This window comes from Microcystis sp. LE19-131.1A (assembly GCF_027532015.1).
Lineage (GTDB): Bacteria > Cyanobacteriota > Cyanobacteriia > Cyanobacteriales > Microcystaceae > Microcystis > Microcystis ichthyoblabe_A.
Genome location: NZ_JAPZSS010000015.1, coordinates 65,212 through 88,992, shown reverse-complemented (window position 1 = coordinate 88,992; position 23,781 = coordinate 65,212). Strand labels below are relative to the sequence as shown.

At 41.6% G+C, this 23,781-nt stretch carries 24 protein-coding genes; 11 read left to right on the top strand and 13 right to left on the bottom strand.

Translation table 11 applies throughout. The features are described from left to right. Nucleotides 1-259 precede the first annotated feature (259 nt). The 5 genes from O9323_RS01650 to pdxH form a co-directional block, all read right to left on the bottom strand. Entirely contained in the window at nt 260-529 is a 270-nt protein-coding gene (locus O9323_RS01650; protein ID WP_002739840.1) for a type II toxin-antitoxin system RelE family toxin, read from the bottom strand. Then, a complete protein-coding gene (locus tag O9323_RS01645) occupies nt 522-770 on the bottom strand; it encodes a type II toxin-antitoxin system Phd/YefM family antitoxin (RefSeq protein ID WP_002739617.1) in 249 nt (82 codons plus the stop codon). Before O9323_RS01645 ends, O9323_RS01650 begins: the two co-directional genes overlap by 8 nt. A gap of 67 nt (nt 771-837) precedes the next feature. Continuing rightward, a complete protein-coding gene (locus O9323_RS01640) occupies nt 838-3,567 on the bottom strand; it encodes an NB-ARC domain-containing protein (RefSeq protein WP_288124599.1) in 2,730 nt (909 codons plus the stop codon). A 118-nt stretch (nt 3,568-3,685) separates the two neighbouring features. After that, entirely contained in the window at nt 3,686-3,988 is a 303-nt protein-coding gene (locus tag O9323_RS01635; RefSeq protein ID WP_288124598.1) for a trypco2 family protein, read from the bottom strand. 233 nt (nt 3,989-4,221) lie between these two features. Beyond that, nucleotides 4,222-4,866, bottom strand: coding sequence for a pyridoxamine 5'-phosphate oxidase (pdxH, locus tag O9323_RS01630; protein ID WP_288124597.1), 645 nt, complete (start codon nt 4,864-4,866; stop codon nt 4,222-4,224). Between the two features lie 51 nt (nt 4,867-4,917). Between pdxH and O9323_RS01625 the strand changes: the two genes are divergently transcribed. From O9323_RS01625 to recQ, 3 genes are all read left to right on the top strand, one after another. Next, the gene (locus O9323_RS01625; protein WP_288124596.1) at nt 4,918-5,688 is read left to right on the top strand and encodes a segregation/condensation protein A; all 771 of its coding nucleotides are present in this window, start codon (nt 4,918-4,920) and stop codon (nt 5,686-5,688) included. A 416-nt stretch (nt 5,689-6,104) separates the two neighbouring features. Continuing rightward, complete coding sequence (locus O9323_RS01620; RefSeq protein ID WP_002748267.1) at nt 6,105-6,716, top strand: DUF3318 domain-containing protein; 612 nt, start codon at nt 6,105-6,107, stop codon at nt 6,714-6,716. 108 nt (nt 6,717-6,824) lie between these two features. Continuing rightward, complete coding sequence (gene recQ / locus O9323_RS01615) at nt 6,825-8,930, top strand: DNA helicase RecQ (RefSeq protein WP_288124595.1); 2,106 nt, start codon at nt 6,825-6,827, stop codon at nt 8,928-8,930. 94 nt (nt 8,931-9,024) lie between these two features. Here the strand turns inward: recQ and O9323_RS01610 are convergent, their stop codons facing one another. Both O9323_RS01610 and lnt read right to left on the bottom strand, forming a co-directional pair. Next, the gene (locus O9323_RS01610) at nt 9,025-9,267 is read right to left on the bottom strand and encodes a DUF8620 family protein (RefSeq protein WP_002740130.1); all 243 of its coding nucleotides are present in this window, start codon (nt 9,265-9,267) and stop codon (nt 9,025-9,027) included. Between the two features lie 60 nt (nt 9,268-9,327). Beyond that, on the bottom strand, nt 9,328-10,854 hold the full coding sequence (gene lnt, locus O9323_RS01605) for an apolipoprotein N-acyltransferase (protein ID WP_002749986.1): 1,527 nt from the start codon (nt 10,852-10,854) through the stop codon (nt 9,328-9,330). A 238-nt stretch (nt 10,855-11,092) separates the two neighbouring features. On the opposite strand from lnt, the gene O9323_RS01600 reads away from it, so the two are divergent. Then, nucleotides 11,093-11,851, top strand: coding sequence for a GAF domain-containing protein (locus O9323_RS01600; protein ID WP_043998257.1), 759 nt, complete (start codon nt 11,093-11,095; stop codon nt 11,849-11,851). Between the two features lie 81 nt (nt 11,852-11,932). Here the strand turns inward: O9323_RS01600 and O9323_RS01595 are convergent, their stop codons facing one another. Then, nucleotides 11,933-12,319, bottom strand: coding sequence for a hypothetical protein (locus O9323_RS01595; RefSeq protein WP_002739650.1), 387 nt, complete (start codon nt 12,317-12,319; stop codon nt 11,933-11,935). A gap of 79 nt (nt 12,320-12,398) precedes the next feature. On the opposite strand from O9323_RS01595, the gene hpsP reads away from it, so the two are divergent. The 4 genes from hpsP (at nt 12,399) to O9323_RS01575 (ending at nt 16,243) form a co-directional block, all read left to right on the top strand. Continuing rightward, the gene (gene hpsP, locus O9323_RS01590; protein ID WP_288124594.1) at nt 12,399-13,559 is read left to right on the top strand and encodes a hormogonium polysaccharide biosynthesis glycosyltransferase HpsP; all 1,161 of its coding nucleotides are present in this window, start codon (nt 12,399-12,401) and stop codon (nt 13,557-13,559) included. Nucleotides 13,560-13,922: 363 nt separating this feature from the next. After that, on the top strand, nt 13,923-14,489 hold the full coding sequence (locus O9323_RS01585; RefSeq protein WP_002784990.1) for a hypothetical protein: 567 nt from the start codon (nt 13,923-13,925) through the stop codon (nt 14,487-14,489). Between the two features lie 49 nt (nt 14,490-14,538). Beyond that, the gene (locus O9323_RS01580; protein WP_002739659.1) at nt 14,539-14,880 is read left to right on the top strand and encodes a hypothetical protein; all 342 of its coding nucleotides are present in this window, start codon (nt 14,539-14,541) and stop codon (nt 14,878-14,880) included. Between the two features lie 28 nt (nt 14,881-14,908). Next, complete coding sequence (locus O9323_RS01575) at nt 14,909-16,243, top strand: flotillin family protein (RefSeq protein ID WP_002740234.1); 1,335 nt, start codon at nt 14,909-14,911, stop codon at nt 16,241-16,243. A 176-nt stretch (nt 16,244-16,419) separates the two neighbouring features. Here the strand turns inward: O9323_RS01575 and hemL are convergent, their stop codons facing one another. Then, nucleotides 16,420-17,721: a glutamate-1-semialdehyde 2,1-aminomutase gene (gene hemL / locus O9323_RS01570; RefSeq protein ID WP_024971045.1), complete on the bottom strand. Its 1,302-nt coding sequence runs from the start codon at nt 17,719-17,721 to the stop codon at nt 16,420-16,422. A gap of 404 nt (nt 17,722-18,125) precedes the next feature. Here hemL and dnaN point away from each other — a divergent pair, with 404 nt between their 5' ends. Both dnaN and O9323_RS01560 read left to right on the top strand, forming a co-directional pair. Then, nucleotides 18,126-19,274 (top strand): DNA polymerase III subunit beta, encoded by a 1,149-nt coding sequence (gene dnaN, locus O9323_RS01565; protein WP_287672559.1) that lies wholly within the window; start codon nt 18,126-18,128, stop codon nt 19,272-19,274. 155 nt (nt 19,275-19,429) lie between these two features. Continuing rightward, nucleotides 19,430-20,167 (top strand): hypothetical protein, encoded by a 738-nt coding sequence (locus tag O9323_RS01560; RefSeq protein ID WP_288124593.1) that lies wholly within the window; start codon nt 19,430-19,432, stop codon nt 20,165-20,167. Between the two features lie 123 nt (nt 20,168-20,290). Here the strand turns inward: O9323_RS01560 and O9323_RS01555 are convergent, their stop codons facing one another. Together O9323_RS01555 and O9323_RS01550 are read right to left on the bottom strand one after the other, a co-directional pair. Continuing rightward, nucleotides 20,291-21,202 (bottom strand): gluzincin family metallopeptidase, encoded by a 912-nt coding sequence (locus tag O9323_RS01555; protein WP_288124592.1) that lies wholly within the window; start codon nt 21,200-21,202, stop codon nt 20,291-20,293. A 368-nt stretch (nt 21,203-21,570) separates the two neighbouring features. Next, on the bottom strand, nt 21,571-22,275 hold the full coding sequence (locus tag O9323_RS01550) for a hypothetical protein (protein WP_288124591.1): 705 nt from the start codon (nt 22,273-22,275) through the stop codon (nt 21,571-21,573). A 436-nt stretch (nt 22,276-22,711) separates the two neighbouring features. Here O9323_RS01550 and O9323_RS01545 point away from each other — a divergent pair, with 436 nt between their 5' ends. Beyond that, nucleotides 22,712-22,834, top strand: coding sequence for a hypothetical protein (locus tag O9323_RS01545; protein WP_002750010.1), 123 nt, complete (start codon nt 22,712-22,714; stop codon nt 22,832-22,834). Here O9323_RS01545 and O9323_RS01540 read toward each other — a convergent pair. Next, on the bottom strand, nt 22,820-23,113 hold the full coding sequence (locus tag O9323_RS01540) for a hypothetical protein (RefSeq protein ID WP_130756818.1): 294 nt from the start codon (nt 23,111-23,113) through the stop codon (nt 22,820-22,822). The genes O9323_RS01545 and O9323_RS01540 overlap by 15 nt on opposite strands. 4 nt (nt 23,114-23,117) lie before the next feature. Further along, the gene (locus O9323_RS01535; protein ID WP_043998259.1) at nt 23,118-23,513 is read right to left on the bottom strand and encodes a hypothetical protein; all 396 of its coding nucleotides are present in this window, start codon (nt 23,511-23,513) and stop codon (nt 23,118-23,120) included. Nucleotides 23,514-23,781: the final 268 nt, after the last annotated feature.

Below are 23,781 nucleotides of genomic sequence, written 5' to 3'. Positions count from 1 at the left end.
TTTCTGAGTAGATTGATTCAAGTTTTTTGATTATTTGACAATTTTATCCCATTATCTCCTTTTTTTGACTCCCTGTAGTCTTCTTATCATTAGACCAAACTGTGCAGTTTGGTTGCAGGTTGAGTTAGTCTAAACTCCAGTGAGAAGTTCTTCGGGAAATGTTACATTAATGCTCATGAGTGTTTAAAAATAATTTGTTTTTCTTGATTTTAGCAGGAATAATATCGCTAATTAATTGATGGTTGATAATTAAGATTCTCTATATTGTTCTCTTTAGTTGTTTATAAATTTCATCATCGTTTCGTTTGTCAATCAGCAAGATTTCTAGTGTTTGCTCCTCAACACGATAAACGATTCGATATTCACCAATATCGGCTCTATGATAAGAGTATCCTTTTAACTTTAGAGAATCTTGGGGATAGGGATTTGTTCTCAGTTCGGTTATTTTTGTGGCTACTTGTTTGGCGTGTTTATCTGGCAGTTTTTTTAAGCGTTTAGTTGCCTGTCGAGATAGGTTAATCTTAAGCATTTAAAATTTCTGACAGTAAAGCCTCACTTTCTGTTGTTCCGATAAAACCTTCTTGATGAGCTTTTTCTGCCTGTAAAGCCAAAAGTTGATTTTCTAACTCGGAAAATCTCTCAAATTCCTCGATTGACAGCACGACTGCAACATTACGTCCCTTTTTTGCTATCTTTACTGGTTCTCTTCGAGCCAAGTCTAACAGTTCGCCAAAGCGATTTTTTGCTTCTGAGGCTCCTAATGTTTTCATAACTAACCTTTATAGAAACTAGCCATTATGACCATTTTAGCTATTATAGCAATTATTGACAGGGCAATCACTTCCACCAGCGGCTGACTTCTCTAATTGCTTGATGGACTTCTCTGAGGGCGACCACTCCCCCAAAATGAAGGATTAAAGGGACTAAGTTGGGAATAGTTTCGAGGAAATGAGGACGAGTGAGAGTACCCAAAGCATAAAAGGTTTTTTCCCAGAAGGATAGGTCAACATTGGCAGGGGTTAAAACCTTAGTCAATGCTTGTAATGCCTTTGCACGGTCGGATTCATCCCCAATCTCTCTAGCTGTAGCTAAGGCTTCGGGTAAGATTTCAGGTAAATGGGGAGCTAACCCTGTCAATGCCTCTGCACGGTCGGATTCATCCCCAATCTCTCTAGCTGTAGCTAAGGCTTCGGGTAAGAGATTTTCAGGTAAATAGGGAGCTAACCCTGTCAATGCCTTTGCACGGTAGTATTCATGCCCAATCTCTCTAGCCGTAGCCAAGGCTTCGGGTAATAAAGTAGAGGGAAGATGGGGACTAATTGCCTTTAATCTTTCTGCTCGCTTCCCATCATCTTGATTTTGCCTCACATAAGCTAATCCCTGCGCTGGTGTCCAGATTTCATGCTGAATCAGTAAAGCCATTAATTCTGCTGGAATATTGCCCGCCAAACTATTAAGAGAAGTCGTAATCAAAGCATAACGAACCTGTAACCCCATAAACTCACTCTTGTTCTCGCTAAAATGCTCCTCCGCCAACTGCCACGCCCTAGCAATATCCTTGATAAAAACAGCAGTTTTCCCTTCCTTTTCACACTGACTATACCAGCCATTATGACCTTCTGCGGTTTCTTCCCTCAGTAATAGATGAATCTGGGCTATCTGTTGCGCCTTTTCCAAATGCCAGAGCAAATGATTATAAATGTAGCCATCATCCTCTAAACTGTGCCATAAACCATTTTTAGTCTGTCTTTGATACCGACTTAAAAGCTGTTGATGTGCCTCAGTTATTGATAACCCTAACCCCGGCAATTGATAATCTGCTTGAGGATGAGAAGACGCTTGCAGCAGATTTCGGGCTAAATCATGTAACAAATCATGCACCCGATAATTAGTAATTTGTTCACTGGAAACCCCTGTTAATAATAAAGCCTTACCGCGTAAATATCTTAAAGTTTCCCTAGCTTCTTTAACCTGACAATCCCATAAAGTCGCCGCCATCTTTTCGGTAATGGTAACATCATCCGGTAACACCCCTAACCAGCTAAATTGTCTCAATCTTTGCCCATTTAACCGCTTTAAACTGAGATTAAAAGAGGCAATTAAACTATAATGTTTTCGCTTTTCCTCATGGGGGGTATCTTCTGCATCGGCTCGATCTAATATTTCTAAATAAGCGATTTCTGCCTGTAAATCTTCTAGTAACTCATCCCAAGTAATCCCATCTTTAACTTGTGCTGCTCCCAACTCCAAGGCTAAGGGTAAATATCCCACAGTTTTCGCTAAATTTTTAGCTTGTTCTTGTTCTTTTGCTGTTAATTCACTCCCTAAATAGCCTCTTAATAAGGCTAAGGATTGAGATTCCGTCATCACATCCAAATTATAAGGAGTTGCTCCTTTAACGGGAACTTCCCTAGTGGTAACTAATAACTTACAGTTATTTCCTGCTATTTGAAAAGGTTCAATATCTCCTACATTCCACAGATCATCTACTACTAATAAGGCTTTTTTATCTGCTAATAAAGTCCTTAATTGTAAAGATGCCGCATCAACACCCGTCGGCTTAAAATCATAATCTCCTAAAGCTTGAATCCAGCCATGAAGAAAGGATAAAATATCTGGTTGTTGTCCTAAAGTTGCCCAGAAAATCCCATCAGGAAAATAAGCTTGAACGTCTTTCTCCTGTGCCAAAGCCGCCGCTAAAGTCGATTTACCAATACCTCCTAATCCATAAATCGCACTAATAACTAATGTCCCTGTCTTAGCCGTTTCTTCTGATAACAAAAGTTCCTTTAATTTAATACTAACCTCTGGACGTTCCACAAAATAACTCGGTTTAGGAGGGGCTTGATTGCGATAGGAACGAGTATTAAGATTAACTGAAATAACGGGTTTAGGTTCAGGATCAATATCATGGTTTTCTAATATCTCACGCCATTCGGGATTGTCATAAACCCTAGCCAAAGATTCAGCCTCTAAAGATGCTGGACGATCTCTAATCGGATGTCTAGATTGTACCCCAATCACTAACCCATAACAAACAATTGCTGATCCCGATGTTCCCTCCCAAGGAGATTGATTTTCTGCTAATCTTTCTAACTGTTTATCTGTTGGTTGAATATCTGGACTATCTTTAATATTTAATAACAACCGGTTATGAGGAACACGATTAGCCACATTAATAGTTCCCTCAATATGTAACCCTGTGGCGTAGTTTTTATCATCTTCAGAATACCGTAAAAATAGAGGAAAGCCCAAACAGTCAAATTTAACTTTTTGGGTGCTACTCGCATCAGGTAACACCCCAAAACCTACAGGATCACAAGTTTCGATATTTTCTGGTAATTCTACTAAAGCTATATCTATATTATCGGGGGCTTTCCAAATTACTTTAGCGTCTATGTCTTGCTTATCAGAATAGTTTGATGCTGATCTAAATCGTACTTTACAGTCGTTACTATTATCAAATAGATGCCGACAAGTCAAGAGTAAACGTCCCCCAATTCGATAGGCAGTGCCGTATTTAGGGGCAACAATTTCTAAAGCGCGATCGGGTTGGAATTGGGGCATAACTTATCGGATTGATGTAACCTATTCTTCTGGGATGGCGATGGGTTACGCTTCGCTAACCCATCCTACAAATTAACTGCTTTGGGGGCAAGCATTGCGTCCCTAGGGGTATAAAATTCTAATCGGGAATATCATCACTTGCTGTCTTGATAGGTCCTCCATCTTTCCCAATGGGTTTAAGGGGAATTTTAATTCTATGGGTTATCGTATCTTTATTGGTGGCACCCCCACCCATTTCTACTACCCAAAATTTCAGCCCACCTTTGCCTTCTTTCGACTGCTCAACCACAAATTGAACCTCTAATTCAATTTCACCCACTTCAAAGCGAATCTGCTCACCCTCAGCGGCTAAAATAGATTTACTCAGTTCAACCCGCAATGCTTCTAAGGTTTCTCGAAGTCCAACATTATCCATGGCCATATTAATTCTCTAGTTATTTTTGAAGGATGCAAACCAAAACCCTTTCAATTCTATCGTTTTTCTGAAACTTTAGGGCTGAGGGATTGCCTTTCTCAAATGACATAATAGCCCAACCCGATCGCTAAGGGAAGCGCGGGTTGGGAAAAGACATCGACCTAATATTATCTCAAGACTAAAATGACAAATTGAATTAGTATCGAGCTATTTTGCCAATACAAGGTGTCAAGATCAAACTAAGGGGCTAAACGTTGCCTTTGCCAATTGCCATCTTCTTGACGATAATAACAGAGACGATCGTGGAGACGACTGGGGCGACCTTGCCAGAACTCGATTAAACTAGGCATTAGTCGAAAACCTCCCCAATGAGGAGGACGGGGAACTTCACGACCAGCATATTCTTCTTTTAGTTCTGCTAGGCGTTTTTCGAGGATATCTCGCCCAGAAATCACCTCACTTTGATTGGAGGCCCAGGCCCCTAAACGAGATTCCCAGGGACGGACAAAAAAGTAATTATCCGATTCCTCCTCGCTGATTTTTTCTACAGTTCCCTCGATCCTAATTTGCCGTTGCAATTCTCCCCACCAAAACACTAGGGCCGCATTGGGATTAGCGATTAATTCCTGTCCTTTGGCGCTTTGGTAGTTGGTAAAGAGAACAAAACCGCGAGGATCGAAGTCTTTTAACAGTACCATGCGGGCCCGGGGTTTGCCCTCCGGGGAAATAGTGGCTAAAGTCATAGCGTTGGGTTCTAATCTTCCCGAAGATACTGCCCGTTCTAGCCATTGTTTAAATACAATGAAAGGATCGGCAGATGTTTCGGACTCTAGCAATTCTTCAAGATTGTAGTCCAAACGCAGGTCAGCGATCGATATGTCCATGGTTTTGCTTGCTAAATTTTATCCTTTGAGATCCTACAAGATTCTACAATCATGACTATCACCTCGGCCAGTGATGCGATCGCCTCTCTTTTAGAAATGGCGGAACAGGGAGAAATTGACCCCTGGGATGTGCAGGTTATTGATGTGATCGATCGCTTTTTGGCAGAATTGGGGTTATTAAATGATCTAGATTTAGCCATGGCCCAAGCTAATTTACCCCAATCGGGACAGGCTTTTTTATGGGCTTCTATGTTAGTTTTATTTAAGGCTGATACCCTAGAAAGATTGTCTTTTGACCAGCAAGAAGAAAGTCTGATTGATGAGGAAATTAGCGAGTTAGAACGGGAATTAAGAACTTTACCCCGTTATCTAGAAAATCATATTCGCCGTCGTACTGCTGCCCCACCACCGCGAAAAAGACGGGTAACTTTACAGGAGTTAATCACTCAATTACAACAGATTGCCCTAGAGATTGAAGCTTTACCGAAACTGCCTGTAGTTGTCCCGAAACCCCGGCCCCAATCCCGACGGGAAGCGGTACAAATTATCACGGAATTGGCCCACCAAGAAAACCTGACAGAATTGGCAGCGGAACTGGACTTTTTTTTGCAGAGAAAGTTTTTTCAATTAGAGAAAAAGGAGATAGAGTTTGAGTATTTATTAGATTTATGGCAAGCAGAAAAGCCCTCTAGTCACTCGGCAACACAGGAAAAGGTGGCGATTTTTTGGGCTTTACTTTTACTGGCTTCTCAATCAAAAGTGGAATTAAAACAAGAGGATTTTTATCAGGATTTGAGTATTTCTTTAATTAGGGTTTGCTGAAGGTATGGGGTTTTACCGATTATTTTCATCTGGTCAGTTAACTAATTTTCAGAACGTAGAAAGTAGCGACTGTATCGCCAGTTCGTTCATCAGGTTCGGCTTCACCGTCCCGTTAACCTACTCCCAAGCTTCCGCAAACGCCTTCAGTGTCGCCTCGATAGCGGCCACCGGTTCGGGTTTTACCTGGAGTTGGCAAGATCCGGTCAGGACTGGACTGGTTTCATCCCCTCAATAATAATCAAAACATGAGGATTTTGAGGAAGATGCAGGAATTTATTGGCGATTTTCGGGGCATCGAATCCCTCAAAGCCGAACGGTAGGGACTCACGCGGTTTTGTTGAGAAAATTGTCGGAAAAGAGATATTAGCTCAGAAAGCGATTATACTCAATGATCGAAGACTATTGACCGGCGATCGATGAACCAAGACAACGAGATTAGTCATTTACTAGACCTCATGCCTGCTTCGGGACGGATGATGACGCGCATTGTCAGCAAACCCGAAAGCAGCAAGGTAATCGAAACTAATTTTCCCCTACCCTGGCAAAGAGGGGTCAGACCGATTCCAATTAATTTTGACCTCTGGCGGCAATTATCAAGATCCCAACGGGATTTAGTCTTGTTAAGGGCTGTCTGTGTTTTAACGGCAGTAAAATGGTTTAAACCCGATCTCGATCGAGTAATTGCTCTGGCTGGTATGATCGGTTTAACCGTGGAAACCCTACAAACCGATGCCGTCGGGATGGCAGTGGCGGGGGGTTTAACCGCCTTGGCAATTAACCGGATTTGGCGGGAAAAACGCAGCCCCCAACGGGAATTAGACGCGGATGAGGCAGCCCTAAAAGTGGCCGTTAGACGCGGTTACACGGAAACCGAGGCCGCTAAAAGTTTATTATCGGCTATTGAGACTATAGCTGAAATTGAGGGGCGATCGAGTCTCAATTTTAATGAGTTATTGCGCTGTCAAAATCTGAAAAAATTAGCTAATCTCTCCTTTGTGGGTGTTCCCGATCAGGTGAGACAATCTTAAGGTTAGTTGTTTTGGCTACCGGCTTTCTTTTTACCGATTACCGATCACTGACTACTTAAATCCCTAACCCTAAAATAACTACTATAAAAATATTTTTCCCCTTGCTCAATGGCTGCAATTGACTCTTTAGAAAAAGTCTTAAAATATCACTTTGGCTACGATCAATTTCGACCGAATCAACGCCAAATAATTGAGGCTGCTTTAAATGATCAGGATTTATTAGTAATTATGCCCACCGGAGGCGGTAAATCTCTCTGTTTTCAGCTACCTGCTTTAATTAAAAAAGGGGTGACGGTGGTGGTTTCTCCCCTAATTGCTTTAATGCAGGATCAGGTAACTGCTTTAGCTGATAATGGCATCGGGGCAACATTTCTCAATAGCACTTTGAACGCGAAACAAGTCAGAGACAGAGAATCTTTAATCCTGCAAGGAAAAATTAAACTGTTATATGTTGCCCCAGAAAGATTATTATCGCCTAGTTTTTTAGACTTTTTAGCTGTTATTGATAATTACCTCGGTTTAGCCTGTTTAGCGGTGGATGAAGCTCACTGTGTCTCCGATTGGGGTCATGATTTTCGCCCTGAATATCGACAAATTAAACAAGTCCGTCAACGCTTTCCCTCTGCACCAATTCTGGCTTTAACTGCCACCGCTACCCAACAGGTTAGAGAAGATATTATTCAACAATTAGGATTGCGAGATACTTCCATTCATATTGCTAGTTTTAATCGTCCTAATCTTTATTATGAAGTTCGATCTAAAACCAGTAAATCTTATCAGCAATTGTATCAATATATTAAAGGACAAAAAGGATCTGGCATTGTTTATTGTATCAGCCGTAAAACCGTCGATCAAGTTGCCGAACAGTTACAAAAAGATGGTATTAATGCCCTACCCTATCACGCAGGTATGAACGATCAGGAAAGAAGCGAAAATCAAACCCGTTTTATTCGGGATGATGTGCAGATTATGGTGGCGACAATTGCCTTCGGTATGGGGATTAATAAACCGGATGTGCGCTTTGTCGTTCATTATGATTTACCCCGCAATTTAGAGGGATATTATCAAGAATCAGGCCGTGCGGGTAGGGACGGAGAACCGGCTAAATGTACCCTCTTTTTTAGCTTTGCCGATGCTAGAAAAATTGAGTATTTTATTAACCAAAAAACCGAGCAAAATGAACAACAGAAAGCTCGTCAACAATTGCGACAGGTGTTAGATTATGCTGAAGGGACTGAATGTAGAAGATCGATTGTACTAGGCTACTTTGGAGAGAGTTTTTCGGGTAACTGTGGTAACTGTGATAACTGTCGGAATGGGAACAATTCTGAGGATTGGACGATCGAAGCACAAAAATTTTTATCCTGTGTGGCCCGGACGGGACAGAAATTCGGTATGATGCACATAATCAACGTACTGAGAGGAGGAAAAGGTGAAAGAATCACCCAATATCAACATCATTTATTATCCACTTATGGCATCGGTAAGGATAAAACTATCGGGGAGTGGAAACGTTTAAGTCGTTCCCTTGTCCAGCAAAATCTACTGGTAGAAACAGAAGACAATTTTAGAATCTTGAAACTTAATCAACACAGTTGGGAAGTGATGCGGAAACAGCGTTCCGTGTTTATTGCCGTCCCCCAAAAAGCTAACGGTCCAATCTTGGGAGACGACAATCCCAATATGGTGGAAAGTGATTTATTATTCGAGCGCTTGCGGCAACTGCGGAAAAAAATTGCCGATAGTCAAGGAGTTCCTCCCTACGTTATTTTCCATGATTCTAGTCTGCGTTTAATGGCCCAATCAAAACCCCGGAGTTTAGAGCAGTTTCGTCAAATTTCTGGAGTAGTACAAAGCAAAGTTCAACAGTATGGGGATATATTTATAGCGGCAATTAATGATTTTTGTCAGGATAGTCTTCCCTCTACTCAATTCCTCACTCTCCAATACTATCAAGATGGTTTGAACGCGGAAGAAATCGCTCGCAAAAGAAGCTTAAAAGTCTCAACCATCTATGAACATTTAGCTAAATTGCTGGAAGCTGGTTACGAAATTGATATTAATCAGTTAGTTCCTAAGAATAAACAGGAATATATTCGTTTAGCAATTAAAAAAGTGGGTGATCAATCCCTGAAAACTCTCAAAGAAAATCTGGGAGATAATTATAGTTATGAGGAAATTAAATTAGTTGTTGCTTGGCAAAGACGACTTTAAAAACTATAGGAGAGCGGGGAAGTAGGGGAGTTTTTTCAGTAAACAGTGAACTGATAACTGATAACTGATAACTGATAACTGAATTAAGCAAACCCTATTTAGGGGACAAGCGTTCTTGTATTTTATTAATTGCCCAGCTTAAAATCGCCCCCGCAATTAAAATACTAATAGCAGGATTGAATAGGGGCAGCCAAAGACGCTGAAAAAGTTTAAATCCTAGAGGAATTCCCGTGGATTCACCGATAACAGCCACGGCAAACCAGAGAAAACCCGCTATCACTAAAAACACATCAAATATTAAGATTCTATTCAACCACTTGACAAATTGCTCTTTCATTGCAGCAAAAACTTAGGTTATTTATACAGTTTATTCACGAAAAAGTATAGCACTTTCACCTTAATCCCAAGCTCTCCAGAGCCAAGCTAGTCCGGCAGTAATAATTAAAACTTTAGTTAACCAATCTCCCCAGCGCACATATAAAGTCCTCGTATCCCGTCGATAAATTGTTTCGCTATGAATTTGATATTTATCCAAATCCGATAGCCAAAGGTGATTACCGTGGGGATCGACAAAAGCAGAATAACCTGTATTGGTGGCCCGGGCCATCCATCGATCGGTTTCGATCGCTCGCATGGTATCCTGAGCATGGTGTTGAGCGGGCATGGCGTGGCTATAATGGGCGTTATTAGAAGCAGTAATAATAAATTCGCCTCCCCTAGCAGTTTGACGGCGAAAATGTTCGGAAAAAGCTGATTCGTAACAAATGCCCACAATTATTTTACCGAAAGGACTGTTAATAATTTGATCGGGATCTCCCGGGATTAAGTGCGCTTGCAAGGGAGAAAGGCGATCAACAATTCCGCCCAAAATTTCCTGAAAAGGAACGTATTCGCCTAAAGGCACGAGAATTACTTTATCATACCGACTAATCACCTGTCCCTCGCCATCAATGGTCAAGAGACTATTGTTATAACCCTTGTCCACCTTGCCGAATGCACCCAACCAGATCGGCGTTTTTTTGGCTAAAATTGCCGAATAAATCGAGCTATTATTGACTAAGTTCTCCCAATAGTAGGGTAAGGCGGTTTCAGGAGTTAAGACGGCATCTACTCCTTGATCGGCGAGAATTTGATAACCAGAGGTGTAACCTTCGAGTGCCTTTTGAAATCCTAGGGGCGAAAGTTTAATCGTGTTGGGAATATTGCCCTGAATTACGCCAATTTTTATCCCTAAATCCCTTGACTTTTCGAGCGGTTTATGGTATGTGTTCCATCCCCAGAGATGGAGGCTAAAACAAATGAGGAGGGGTAAAGAGAGAAAAGCGAGATTTTGCCGCGATTGACGGATTAGGAGCAAGCTTTCGGCAATTAAACCATTAACTGCCACAATTGCCGCCGTTACCGTCGTAAAACCCGATAATTTGCCCAATTGCAGAATCAATAAATTATGGGGACTTTGACTATAAGCAAGGGTAGTCCACCAGAGAGGGGATTGACTCCAGAGAGATTCTAACCCACACCAGAGGGCAGTGCCGATGAAAACCCGTAGGAGAGCATCGCGAAAAGATGACTGATTAACACTTTTGTTGACATAAAACATAACTAACGTCCAAGTTAGCACGATCGCAGTTCCCCAAAAAGTGATAAACAACCAACAAAACAGAGCAATTAACAAACTCGCTAACCAGGGGACACCCATCCACGTCATCGGGTGAATCCCCGTGATCCAGAATAAAGCGAGGCCATGGTAGGCAAAACCCCAACCAAAACCGTATAAAAGCTGTTTTTTTAGGGATTTTTCCCCTAATCTCACAATAATCCACAGGGGGACGAGAGAAATCCAAGCGAGTAACCACCAAGAAACTGGCGCTACTGTTAACCCCATCCCCACACCGGCCAAAATTGCCCAGAGAAAACGCACCATCTTTCACTCCAGTCAGGTTAAACTCCTCTGACCTACTAGATCTCAGAGTAGCTAGAGGGAAGACAAAAAACAAGAGACAGACAGAAGTTTTGGCTACATCTACAATAGATCAGTTAGCGAGTAAAAAAGCCCCTCGATCAGATGCTATGGCACGCTATAGACTCAGATAAACAGGGAGATGGGGAATGTCACCCTTACCCTAAAAGCCTAAACTCGGACTGAATAAATGATTGAATACATGGATAATTTTAACCCCAAATTAACGGCTCTGGCTCTTGTCTTGAATGTTGAGGAAAATCTCGAAGATATTTTTCGGAAAATAGCTAGTATGAGCGCTCATCAATTGCGAGCGCGGCGCTGTTTAATCCTGTTAAGCTCTCCACAGGAATTAAAAGGGGAAATTACCGATTATCTAGAAGTTTTTGCCCATTATGATGAGCTATCACCTTTAGCTGATCAAGAAATAATTAAACTTGATCAAGCTATTGCCGACAATGTAGCGGCCACAGGGAAACCTTTACTAATTAAGGATATAACTCGATCATCATTTGCCAGTGCAGCCAGTTATCCAAAAAGATCAAATAATAATAGTTTTATAGCCGCACCGATTATCCTCAATCAGCAGATAATTGGAGTAATTAATCTCAGTTTTCCCCTAGACAAAAAACATTTTGAACCATTAGATTTAGAAATCTTGCAGTTATTCGCTCAACAGGCTGCCCAATCCCTGCAAATTTTTCATTTGCAAGGGATATTAAAATCTCGTTTTGTGGCCATGGCAGTGACTAGAGAAATAGCAGAAATTCAGTCCGAACATTCGATCGCTGTCCATCCTTATCCCCCGAAATTAGCCAAAATTGTCGCTAAGGCTTTTTTTAAAGAATTAACTCAGGCCGGTTTTGGAACTCATCAAGTTATTGAGATTGCCAATGAGGTTTTGAATTTACTACAAAAGACTCTTAATAAACATAAAAATCGTCTGGAAGGAAAAGATTGAGCGCTAGTCAGGGGTTAAAATCTACTAACTTGCCACTCCCGTGCAGTCCTAAGTAATAATTGAGATGGTTAACAGCTTAATTTACTGATTGCCGCTGCCATCCTGTCTTCCTAATTCATAGACACCGGAGGCAACACAGGCGAGAATACCGACACTAATCGGCCAACTTTTTCCTAAACTAATCTCAATTAACCAATCGGAGAAACCGCCGAGAATGAGAAAGGGAATAATACTAAAGATAGAGGCATAAAAAGCATTTTGGGATTCCCTGGCGACGCGAGTTTTTTCAAACTCCTCTAGGGAAGTATAGAGGAAACGCTCGGCAAAATTAAACCAGCGATAGAAAATTTCTATAAACCAATTTCGTACCCCAGCTAACCCCAAATATAATGCTAAAGACCAGAGACAGCTACCAGCAATAAAGGCCGGAGAAATATTGATAGTGAAGGGCAGAAAGTCGATTACCATAAATGAGAGCCACAGAAGTGGTAAATTTGAGCGAACGGCTTGATCGATTTTAACAAGTCTTGACCTTTGCACCAAAGAGATGAAAATTCTTCAGCTTGTTCCTTCGATTTCCCTTGTTTACGGTGGCCCTAGTCAAATGGTACTTGGTTTGTCAGCAGCCCTGGCCCAACTGGGCCAAGATGTGACTATTATTACCACCGATTCCAATGGTGACACGGGACAAGCACCCCTAGATGTGCCTTTGGGGGTCTCTGTTAGTCAAAATGGCTATCAAATCTATTATTTTCCCTGTTCTCCCTTTCGGCGCTATAAATTTTCCCTTGATCTGTTTACTTGGTTGGCTAATAGGGCAAAAGATTACGATATCGCTCACATTCATGCTTTATTCTCCCCGGTGAGCAGTATATCAGCTTCGATCGCTCGTTATCATCAACTGCCCTATATTCTCCGTCCCCTAGGCACCCTCGATCCGGCAGATTTGCAAAAAAAACGGCAACTTAAACAAATATATGCCAATTTTCTGGAAAAACCCAATTTAGCGGCGGCGGCGGCAATTCATTTTACCAGTCAGCAGGAGTGTCAAACTGCCAAAAGATTTAATATAAAAACTAAGGATATTGTCATCCCCCTAGGGGTAGATTTTTTTAACCCACAAGCTTTACCAGTAAAGGGTTTTGATCTTCCCGAAAATAAACCGATCATCCTCTATATGTCCCGTCTTGATCCGAAAAAAGGTCTAGATTTATTGCTGCCCAGTTTAGAAAGGTTGTTAGAAAATGGTCTAGATTTTCATTTTGTCTTAGCAGGAAGCAATCCCCAGGACCGGGAGTACGAAAATCAGATTAAAAATCAGATCGAGCGGTCAATATTGGGCAAAAATACGACAATTACCGGATTTGTCACCGGAGAAGTCAAAAATAGCCTCCTCGCTAGGGCCGATTTATTTGTTTTACCTTCCTACTATGAAAATTTTGGCATTGCGGTTGCCGAAGCTATGGCCGCCGGAATTCCTGTGGTGATCTCAGACCGGGTGGATCTGCATCCTGCGGTGGCAGCAGCGGCTGCGGGATGGGTGACAGCTTGTCAGCTTGAGGATTTAACTAATACTTTGGCAACGGCTATCACTGATCCTGAAATTCGCCAACAAAGGGGGAAAAATGCCAGGGATTTAGTCTTAAATCAATATAGTTGGTCAGCGATCGCTGAACAGATGCTAACTGTCTATCAAAATCTAGTCTGAGCTGTCGATCGGCTCCTACTCGATCGAAGTCACAGACGGATTAAGATTTAAGCCATCAGGATAATCAGCACTAAAAATGCCAGTAGGGTTAAACCTGATTGCAGAAAGACGGGAAGCGCAAAAGAATTCATAACAGTAGCTCACTTTCTAGGGACGGCTCTATTTCCAATATACGCTTTCATCTCTGCTCATTCCTCATATTTCCGTAGCCAATGTCATCATCTCATCATTTATTCATCCCAGGGGGAGCATTTTAATACAAATGTACGGAACTTGGTCACTCCCCACCCTGTTAACTTAAGTTTCAGCGTCGTGATTATAATTAGGGAATGATAGAAATTCTTAGACAATAGGATCACATCAGTGTTGATAAATCATCTTTTCTTCGGCGCTTTTCTACCCCTTGATACTCTCCTGTCCACCCAGGGGATTATGGTTATGCTTCTGGCCGCTTATGCCTTAGCCATGTGGATGTTTCTAACTAGCGCCCCAAAAGTTCATACAATCATGGTGACAGATTTGGAGACAGCCCGACAATTTTATGAAGGACTTTTAAATTTACCCACCGCCGATGTCCCCCTCCATTACTATTACAATTATGAGCAGACGATGGGCAATAATATGATTGACCCATTTTATATGTCTAGTAATCCGGCTGTGACTACTGCCAACCCTTCTTTGGGAGATCAACCCCAGGGTTTATGGTATCAGTTGAAGAAAAATACCCAACTGCACATCGTTGCTGGAGCAACCGCAGGTTATAAGGATCGTCATCGTCACGTTTGTTTTGATCACGATTGTTTAGAACAAATTCTGATGCGGGTGGAATCACGACGCTTAAAGTATAAAGTTCGTCGCAATAAACCTTTAAATTTTTTGGTCAAAGATAATGCTGATCGCGTGATTGAAATGGCCGAAGTCTCGAATTAGTTAACGGTAATTAGATTGGGGGCAACTATAACGGTAAATAACTAAACTTATGAATGCTCAACTGCTCACAATCGTTTTAATTTCTTTAGGGGTAGGTATTAGTTTGGCTATTCTACTCCTAATTTTAGTCAAGTTAAGACGCTGCAACCAACAGGTAAATAGTATTGTCGATCATCACTCTCTCATCGGTTTAATTGGAGTTGTTCAAATCCCCTTCGACAAAAATAGCAAGGGGAAAGTACGAGTTAATGTCGGAGATAGTCTGATCGATATAGTAGCGATAACGGAAGGGGAAGAACAATTTAATGTCGGGGATCAAGCATTTATCCTCAATTTCCAGGATAATAAAGTTTTAGTCATTGCGGAAAAGTATATCAGGGGCGATTTCTAATTTCTTCTAAACCAAAGGGTAACTAACTATGAATAGTCAAAATAATTCCTATCTCATCCAAATTAATCCCAACCAATACGACAACAATAATAACAACAGTGCTGGCAATTTATTATTGAATAGTGTTCCCGTCGCTTTATTTATATTTCTGGGGATCGGTGCGGTTTGGTTTATCAATTCTTTTCTGTGTATTTGTAAACCCAATGAAGTGGTAATTCTGAGTGGGATGAAACGCAAATCAAAAGATAGACAGGATGTGGGGTATCGAGTGGTATCGGGGGGTCGGGCGATTCGTATTCCAATTTTAGAAACCGTTAAACGCATGGATGTCACCACAACCCCGATCAGAATTGAGATTAAAAATGCCTATTCTAAGGGCAATATTCCCCTGAATATAGTGGCAATTGCTAACGTGAAAGTTAGTTCTAAACCTGAAATAGTCGGCAATGCGATCGAACGTTTTTTAGATCGAGATCGAGAAGAAATTATTCGCGTAGCTAAGGAAACTTTAGAAGGAAACTTGCGGGGTGTAGTCGCAACAATGACCCCCGAACAAGTGAACGAAGATCGCCTAAAATTTGCCGAAAGTATTACCAGTAACGTCAGTCAAGATCTGTTTAAACTCGGTTTAGAAATTGATACTCTCAAAATTCAAAATGTTGCCGATGACGTGGATTATCTTAACTCCCTCGGACGGGAAAGAATCGCTTTAGTCATGCGTGATGCTGAAATTGCTGAATCAAATGCCCTCAATGAAGCTGAACAAATAGTTGCGGAATGTGAGGAACAGGCAACCGTGGCTAAAACCCGCGATCAAATTATCATTTTAGAGCAAGAAAACGAGTTGAGAAAGTTAAAAGCAAAACTGGAACAACAGGCAAAATCGGAAGAAGAAATAACTATTGCTGCCGCTAAGGAAAAACGTGCTATAGTTGAGGAAAAATTGCAACAGGTTAGGGCAGAATTGGAAAGATTACGTCTCCAAGCAGATCAAGTTTTACCCGCAGAAGCGCAGCAGGAAGCTGAAACTTTCCGCGCTAGAGGAGAAGCGGCAATTTTTGAAGAAAATGCCAAAGCTGAAGCCTTGGTTAACGAATTATTTGCAGAAGTCTGGCAAAACACCGGCAGCGAAGCAGAAGCAATTTTCTTGATTCAACAGTTAGAAACTATCCTGGAGGAGGCGATTAAAATTCCTAAACGATTACACCTCGAGCGAGTTAATATCGTTGATAATGGTGATGGTAAATCCCTGGCTGCCCTGATCAAAGTCTATCCCGAAATCGTCAATCAATTCCTCGCCAGTGTCCATCAAACCCTCGGTATTGATGTGGTGGGAACTCTCACCAATAAAATTGAAAAATAGCAGTCAGAAAACCTACTAGACAGGCCTTCTAAAATAGATTGTTACCGAGATCGAGCAAGGTTAAAACTGCACTCGATCTCACCGATAATAATCCCCGTCTTTTGCAAGCGGGGAGATGTCAACTCATCAATACTTGGGACTCTATCAATCGATTTTCCCAGTCGAAGCGGCATTAACTATAAACTTGCTAAAACCTCCTTAGCGGCGGCCAAAGTCCGTTCGATATCGGCCTCTGTGTGAGCTAAGGAAGTAAAACCAGCTTCAAACTGGGAAGGAGCTAGATAAACGCCTCTTTCTAACATTCCCCGGTGAAAACGACCGAATTTAGCCACATCGGCCTTTTTGGCATCTTCATAGTTATGCACGGGGGAGCCGGTGAAAAACATTCCGAACATGGCGCTAATATAACCTCCAGAAACGCTATGACCAGCATCTCTGGCCACTTTCAGCAGCCCTTCAGTTAAGGATTTGGTCACTTTATCGAGATATTGGTAGGTGCCGGGGCGCTGGAGTAACTCGAGGGTTTTAATTCCTGCTGTCATGGCCAAAGGGTTGCCGGATAAGGTTCCCGCTTGGTACATCGGGCCGGCCGGAGCCACCATCGCCATAATATCGGCCCGACCACCGTAGGCCCCCACTGGCAGCCCACCGCCGATAACTTTGCCCAGGGTGGTTAAATCGGGGGTGATGCCGAATTTTTCCTGAGCGCCACCGTAGGCGATGCGAAATCCGGTCATTACCTCATCAAACATTAACAAGGCTCCGTATTCCTTAGTTAATTCCCGCAATCCTTCTAAAAAGCCAGCATCCGGCACGATAAAGCCGGCATTACCCACCACTGGTTCTAAAATCACCCCGGCAATCGAGTCGGGATTTTCGACAAAGAGGGCTTTTACCGCTTCCAGGTCATTGTAGGGGGCGGTTAAAGTGTTGTTAGTGGTGGTTTTGGGAACCCCCGGCGAGTCGGGTAAACCCAGGGTGGCTACACCAGAGCCGGCTTTAACCAGGAACATATCGGCATGACCGTGGTAACAGCCCTCGAATTTGATGATTTTATCCCGGCCGGTAAAAGCCCGCATTAAGCGCAGGACGGACATACAGGCTTCGGTGCCGGAATTGACAAAACGCACCATTTCAATGCTGGGAACGGCATCAATCACCATTTCAGCGAGAATATTTTCCTGGACACAGGGAGCGCCAAAACTGGTCCCTTTGTCTAAGGCCTGGTGTAGGGCGGCAATCACTTCGGGATGGGCATGACCACAGATAGCCGGCCCCCAAGTTCCCACATAGTCGATGTATTCGTTACCGTCCACGTCGCGAATATAGGCCCCTTTGACGCCTTCAAAAACGATGGGTTGACCACCGACGGATTTAAAGGCCCGCACGGGGGAACTTACACCCCCCGGCATTAATTTTTGAGCGGCTGTAAAGATTTCTTTCGATTTTGTTGTTTGATACGAAGATGTGCTAACCAATCCTGTCTCCTTGTCTATTTGAGTCTATCGATTCCGGGGAATGCCCAGAGTTTTGTTTTGTTAACTTCCTGCTGCTTGTTCCATTTTAAAGATCACCGGCCTACATTTAACGCAATTTTTTCGCTAAGAAAGGCGCTGGTCGGCTAAAGTCTCGCTATTCTTGACTTGTAGCTTGATGGTTAACAGCTGATGTAATTGGCTGAGAAAGGGCAAAAATTTCACTGTTGACAATTTTTCCACAATCTTTTCAGAATTGCAGTAAAAACCTAGCAATGGCCGAAGTTATTGCTATTGATAGATTTTAGCCCGGAAAGAGCGATCGAAAAAAGCTCTGGTTTTCCACAGATTTTCCACAGGGGAATTCTTGCTATTATTTTTTAGCGTACAAAAAAACTATTCCTGCTATGAAATTTACCAGTAGTCAAAGCGAACTCAACAGCAATTTATCCCTAGTTAGTCGGGCCGTTGCCAGTCGTCCTACCCATCCGGTGTTGGGAAATGTTCTCTTTTGTGCCGATGAGGAAAAGGGCGAAATTAGCCTGACTGCTTTTGATTTGAGTTTAGGGATTCGCACCAGTTTTCGGGCCGAGGTGGTGGAAGGGGGCAAAATTACCCTGCCGGCAAAATTGCTTAACGATATTGTCTCTCGTTTGGGAGAGGGGGAAATCACTATCTCTGTGGAAGAAAACAAGAATGATGAGGAGCATAGTCTCGCTTTTCTAAAAACTGCCTCGGCACAGTTCCAAATTCGCGGTATGAAAGCCGATGAGTTCCCAGAATTGCCCACGGTGGCCGATGGGGAAATTGTTAATTTACCTGTAGTTGCCTTGACAGAGGGACTAAAAGGTGCATTGTTTGCCGCTAGTGGCGATGAAACTAAACAGGTGTTGACGGGGGTGCATTTAACTAAAACCGTCGATTGTCTAGAATTTGCCGCTACAGACGGTCATCGTTTAGCGGTGGTACAAACTCCCCTAGAGGAGGTAGAAAGTGCCTCTGGTGGCTTTAATGTCACCATTCCGGCCCGGGCCCTGCGAGAATTGGAAAGAATGATGTCAACAAAACAAAATATCGAGACTATTACTCTGCATGTGGATGATTCTCAAGTCATCTTTGAAATGGGGGAACAGAGGTTAACCAGTCGTAAGTTAGAAGGGGCCTATCCCACTTATAATCAGTTAATTCCTAAATCCTTCGAGCGTTCTTTGGTTTTAGACCGCAAACAATTAATCCGTTGTTTGGAATTAGTGGCGGTTTTATCGGACCAAAAGAATAACTTAGTCAAGTTTAGCCTCGATAGCGAAAATGACCGTTTATCCCTAGCGGTGGAATCTCCCGATTTAGGTAGTGCCAAAGAGTCCATGGCGGCGGAAATTCAGGGAGAAAGTGGCGATATTGCCTTTAATGTTAAATATTTGATGGACGGTTTGAAGGCTTTACCCAATAATGATATCCAAATGCAGTTAAATGCTAGTACCCAACCGGTTATTTTTACCCCCTTGGGAGGTTTAAAGATGACCTATTTGGTGATGCCGGTACAAATTCGTCAGTAGTTCTGACTTAATCGAAACCGTGGGATGTGTTTTTAACCTATCCCATTTTTGATCCTGTTAACTCAATCCTATTTTCTCGCCAAAGGATTGGGTTTATTTTCTCTATTTTGGCGATATACTGTTGATCATTGAACAACTTCACGGATTGAATTGATATGTTATTATCTACTCCTGAAACAATTCAGCATATTATTTGGCAAGGGCCACTAGAATTGGACAACGAACAAATTGCGGAAGAAAATTTTAGATTTATCTCACCTCCCTCACGGCCCAGCTATGTACCAATTGTTAGCATCGGACAACCAGAAGTTTGGCCATTAGCTGAACTTTATTCTGGTGCAATTCCCTCTTGGTTAGAGGTAAAACAGAATGAGGCAGAGTTTTTTTTAGTCCGTTTTGCCTGTTCTCTTCGTAATAGTGGAGAAGATAAATTTCAAATTACTCAAGCTAAATTTTCTGTTGATTTACTGCCCGATAATCAACAAAACCGGGCTATTGCTTTTGATCTATATCCGTTAGAAATCAATCAGGAAATCAAGCGTAACTGTAAAGTTAGTCTGTCCCCCAATATTAAGTTTAAGGAAGCTCAGGCAAGTTTAGGAGGAACGGATTTTGCCCTAGAATACCCCGAATTACAACCAACAATTATAGCGACAGGAGTTGGGGAATATAAGGCTGATTGGGAATATCGAAAAGCACAGGGAAAAGGAGTTCAAGGAAGTAAATTTATGCACATGATTGTCAAAGTCCCTAATAATATGCAATTGGTGAGGACTAAGTTAAATTTGACTGCCCGTTTGGAACAAAATGGTAATCCCTTAGTTAGATGGCTTTTTAAAACTGACATTAAAAAAGTGCCAAGCGATTGCTTAATAGTCAATTTAGTTGGCTAATAAGTAGGTGGGTGGAATTAAATATAAGATGAACGTAGGTTGGGTTGAAGTATGAAACCCAACGCCCGCATGGGTTACGCTACCGCTAACCCATCCTACAAATAATTGTGCCTCCCTACTTATTTACTCAATTCCTACATCAATAAATGCTTGAGAAATAGCGTCTAATTGGTGGTTTGTGTGGGGAGAGGCTCTTAGTAATACTTGGGCTTTTTCTTCAAATACTCTACGACTCTCAGAGAAACTCTTAGGGAACCTATCGAGCGTGGAAATATCTTCTAGAACAGCACCGAATAGCTTAAGAGCAAATTCGCCATTAAAAAGAGGCTGTCCATTGATGACAGTGTTATGAATTGTCATCAATCGATAAAAAGCATGACTATGAATCAAGGAAAGTTCGTAATAATTCTTGGCCGTATTCCAATCAATTTGTCCATAGACAGACCCTGCATCTGTAAACCTTAAAGAAAGTAATGTATCTAATCGTCTCAGGGATCCAGTTCCTTCTTGAAAGTTTTCTCCCACATCCCACAGCCAATTATGAGGATTATTCCAATAATAAGGATTATCCCTATGATAGTTACGCACTAAAACCGCAAATATGTCACAAAAAGATTCTGCAAGTGGATTTTTTGGCGGAGACTTAATTAAACCATGACAAAATTCATGAGCTACTACTGTGATATCGGTTCCATAAGAACGCATTATACCATTAATTTCTCTTTGTCCAAATAAAGCCCGTTTAATTTCTCCTTGTCCAGATGAGGCCGGTTTTGCATACCATAAGGCAGGGACATCAAAATTAATGATAGCTTCATATTTATCTAGTGGTCTGCTGAAGTTACCTTTGATAAACTGGGCAACGGTTTCAACATTATCACGAGCTTCTTGGCAAAAATCGCGACAAAGATCATCTACTAATCGGTGATTAGCGCGATTGATCTCAGAGAAATAATCGTTATCTCTCGAATTATAAGTTCGTGAAAGCCCACAGTTACCATTAGATGGTGCGTCATTGCATTCTGTGCAGACCATAAGTTTTTGCCCCCGATAAATTCATAAGTTCCAGTCAGCGCTTAAGTAACTAATCATAGTTAAAAAGTCGATTATGTACAATATGGTACGCAAAACAGTCGATTATTTACGCACAATCTGTACATAAACCACTTTTCTACTGATTTCACTAAGCACCGTTGCTCTCTACAGTAAAATTGCTAAAATTTAAGCAAGTCAAAACTACAGAAAGAAGATGGATAAAATACCCGTGTATTTCCCGTCAAAAAGTGGATTATATTTGAATAATGTCAAAAAAGTTTACCAAAACCAGCCCAACAGTTAGGGATATTTTGGTAAATATCTCCAAACGATAGACAGTTTGGCAGTAGGTTATGGACAGAACCCTTTTAGCAGAAGGTTCTCAAATTTGAGAGTTCGAGTATTATCTGACCTGTGTGGGCATCTATCACATAATCAGTTAATTCCAGTGATGTTCCAACAGATTTTTCGCCACTGGTTGGAGCCATAACTTTAATATTCGTAACATAAACAAGTCTCCATTCACCTAGCTTGTGACTGGAGCCATTAGAAAAGTGTTTGAAATAATAGTAAAGCTCGGGATTAATATCACAATCCTTTAGGGCTTCTGGGGAAATAGACTCACCCTTCTCAAGACAATATTTGCTTATCGAATCTTTTAGATCTTTTTCAGTAACTTGCGGATTTTTGTCAGGAAATCCTTTTTTTACAGCTTCATCTTGAGCAACTTCAGACGAGTTTGCAAACAAAAATTTATTGTCTTCGTCTAAATCAACAATGATCGAGGAGCCGTATAAAGGGATACCTTGGTATCGGAGGCGATATTTGAATTTGAATGCTTGAGTAAATTTCGATTGATACTTATCTACAAGTTCAAATTCAACCAGCAAACCTGTGGACAATCGGACTCGCTGAGTGTCCCTCGGCTCGAGTTTGGGCTGAAGGCTTTTGGGCGGAGGGCTAGTGAAATAGCTCCACTCCTCCTCTGCGCCACCGGGTGAACCCGAGCGAGACAACTCAATTGCTCTATGTTCTAATTCAGTTGTTTTTTTCTTTTCTAACTGTTTTGGCATTTTACAATCACTGCAAAGGTGTTACAAAGTGTTACAAAAACGAGATAAAATAACCTTGTCCATTTATTCTGACGAAAATTGTCGAATATGTCCATAATGTACAGAATATTTGTCCAGTATGCACATACAGTGACAGCGTTAAAAATTTTTCATGTATTATGGCACAAAACGCACATATAAAAACCGTCCACACCAGTTCAGTGATTGATAAGCTATCGGTCTCTTCCTTCATCATCAACCTCTTTCCTACAATCATCTACAGGGTTTAACTACGAAGGCTAACAAACCAATTACCGATAATTTTAACAAGGTTTACAAAAATTAATGCAGATTTTTTATGCACATCCCCCAGATTAGCCTGTATTATATGAACATAACTATTTAATTGATCAAAACGGGCATCTAGGGCTGAATCATCAGAGTAACATCTAAACCTATGAGCGATCTGGACACAGAAAATCAAAGACAAAGAGATGCTGCGGTGTATTTGCATCTCCTCAACAACTTGTTGGGTGCAGATTACTACGGGTTAGGAATTGTGTTGCTAAAACTTGTCTGATTCTAACTCATCTACAATTCGAGAAGCAGAATCGCTTATGTCGAGCGCGAGTTTTTTATACTCACTCATGTCACCACTCTTAGAACTAGAAAATGAGCGCATTAACTCTATTTTCTCTTCCATTTGCCTCAATTGTTGCTGCCGCTGCCCTTCTGCTGACTTTTTATTGAGCATTTTTGGATTATTTCGTTCTCGCCTCTGGAATCTATATTTTGCAATTAAGGAAATCGCTGAACTGCAAATAGCTAATAAGGATGTTACTATTGCGATCGTCTCCATAAAACTATAGCTCCGAAAAAACGACACAGAAGAAACTCGAAACAACACCCCCAGAAAATAGCCATAGTGAAGATCTTTCAATTACAGCAATATTCACTGTTTGTTGGGACGCATGAGCAGCCGAAACATCGGCATATAATATGGAAGAAACAACCAAGATTAAAACGCACGCACCTCCAGAGAATAGCTCAAAGATAGGTTGAGTTCTATTCCCTCCTAAAAGATCCCCAATAGCAGCACCCACAATACCGGCCGTTACTAGAAGCAGTTCACCGTTTCTCAACAAATCAACAAGTTCAGTGGATTGTCCCCGAGTAGCTCTAATTAAAAGTGCTACTACAAGTGGAACAATTGCTAATACAACCCCAAAGATAATCCATTGAATTATTTTCCGCAACATCTACCCTTCATACATTAAGTGCAAATTCAACCAAATCTAGTTTGGTCTGAGCAAAGGTGTTACAAAGTGTTACAAAAACGGTATAAAATATATCACGTCGTCCAACTATGTTGTCAAAAAACCGAACAATGGTCAAGATGTACATACTCTTCATGTATTAGCGTAGAAAATGCACATATAAAAAGCCGCCCTCACCAGTTCAGTGATGGATACCCTATCGGTCTCTTCCGTCATCAGCAACCTCTTTCCTGCAATCATCTACAGGGTT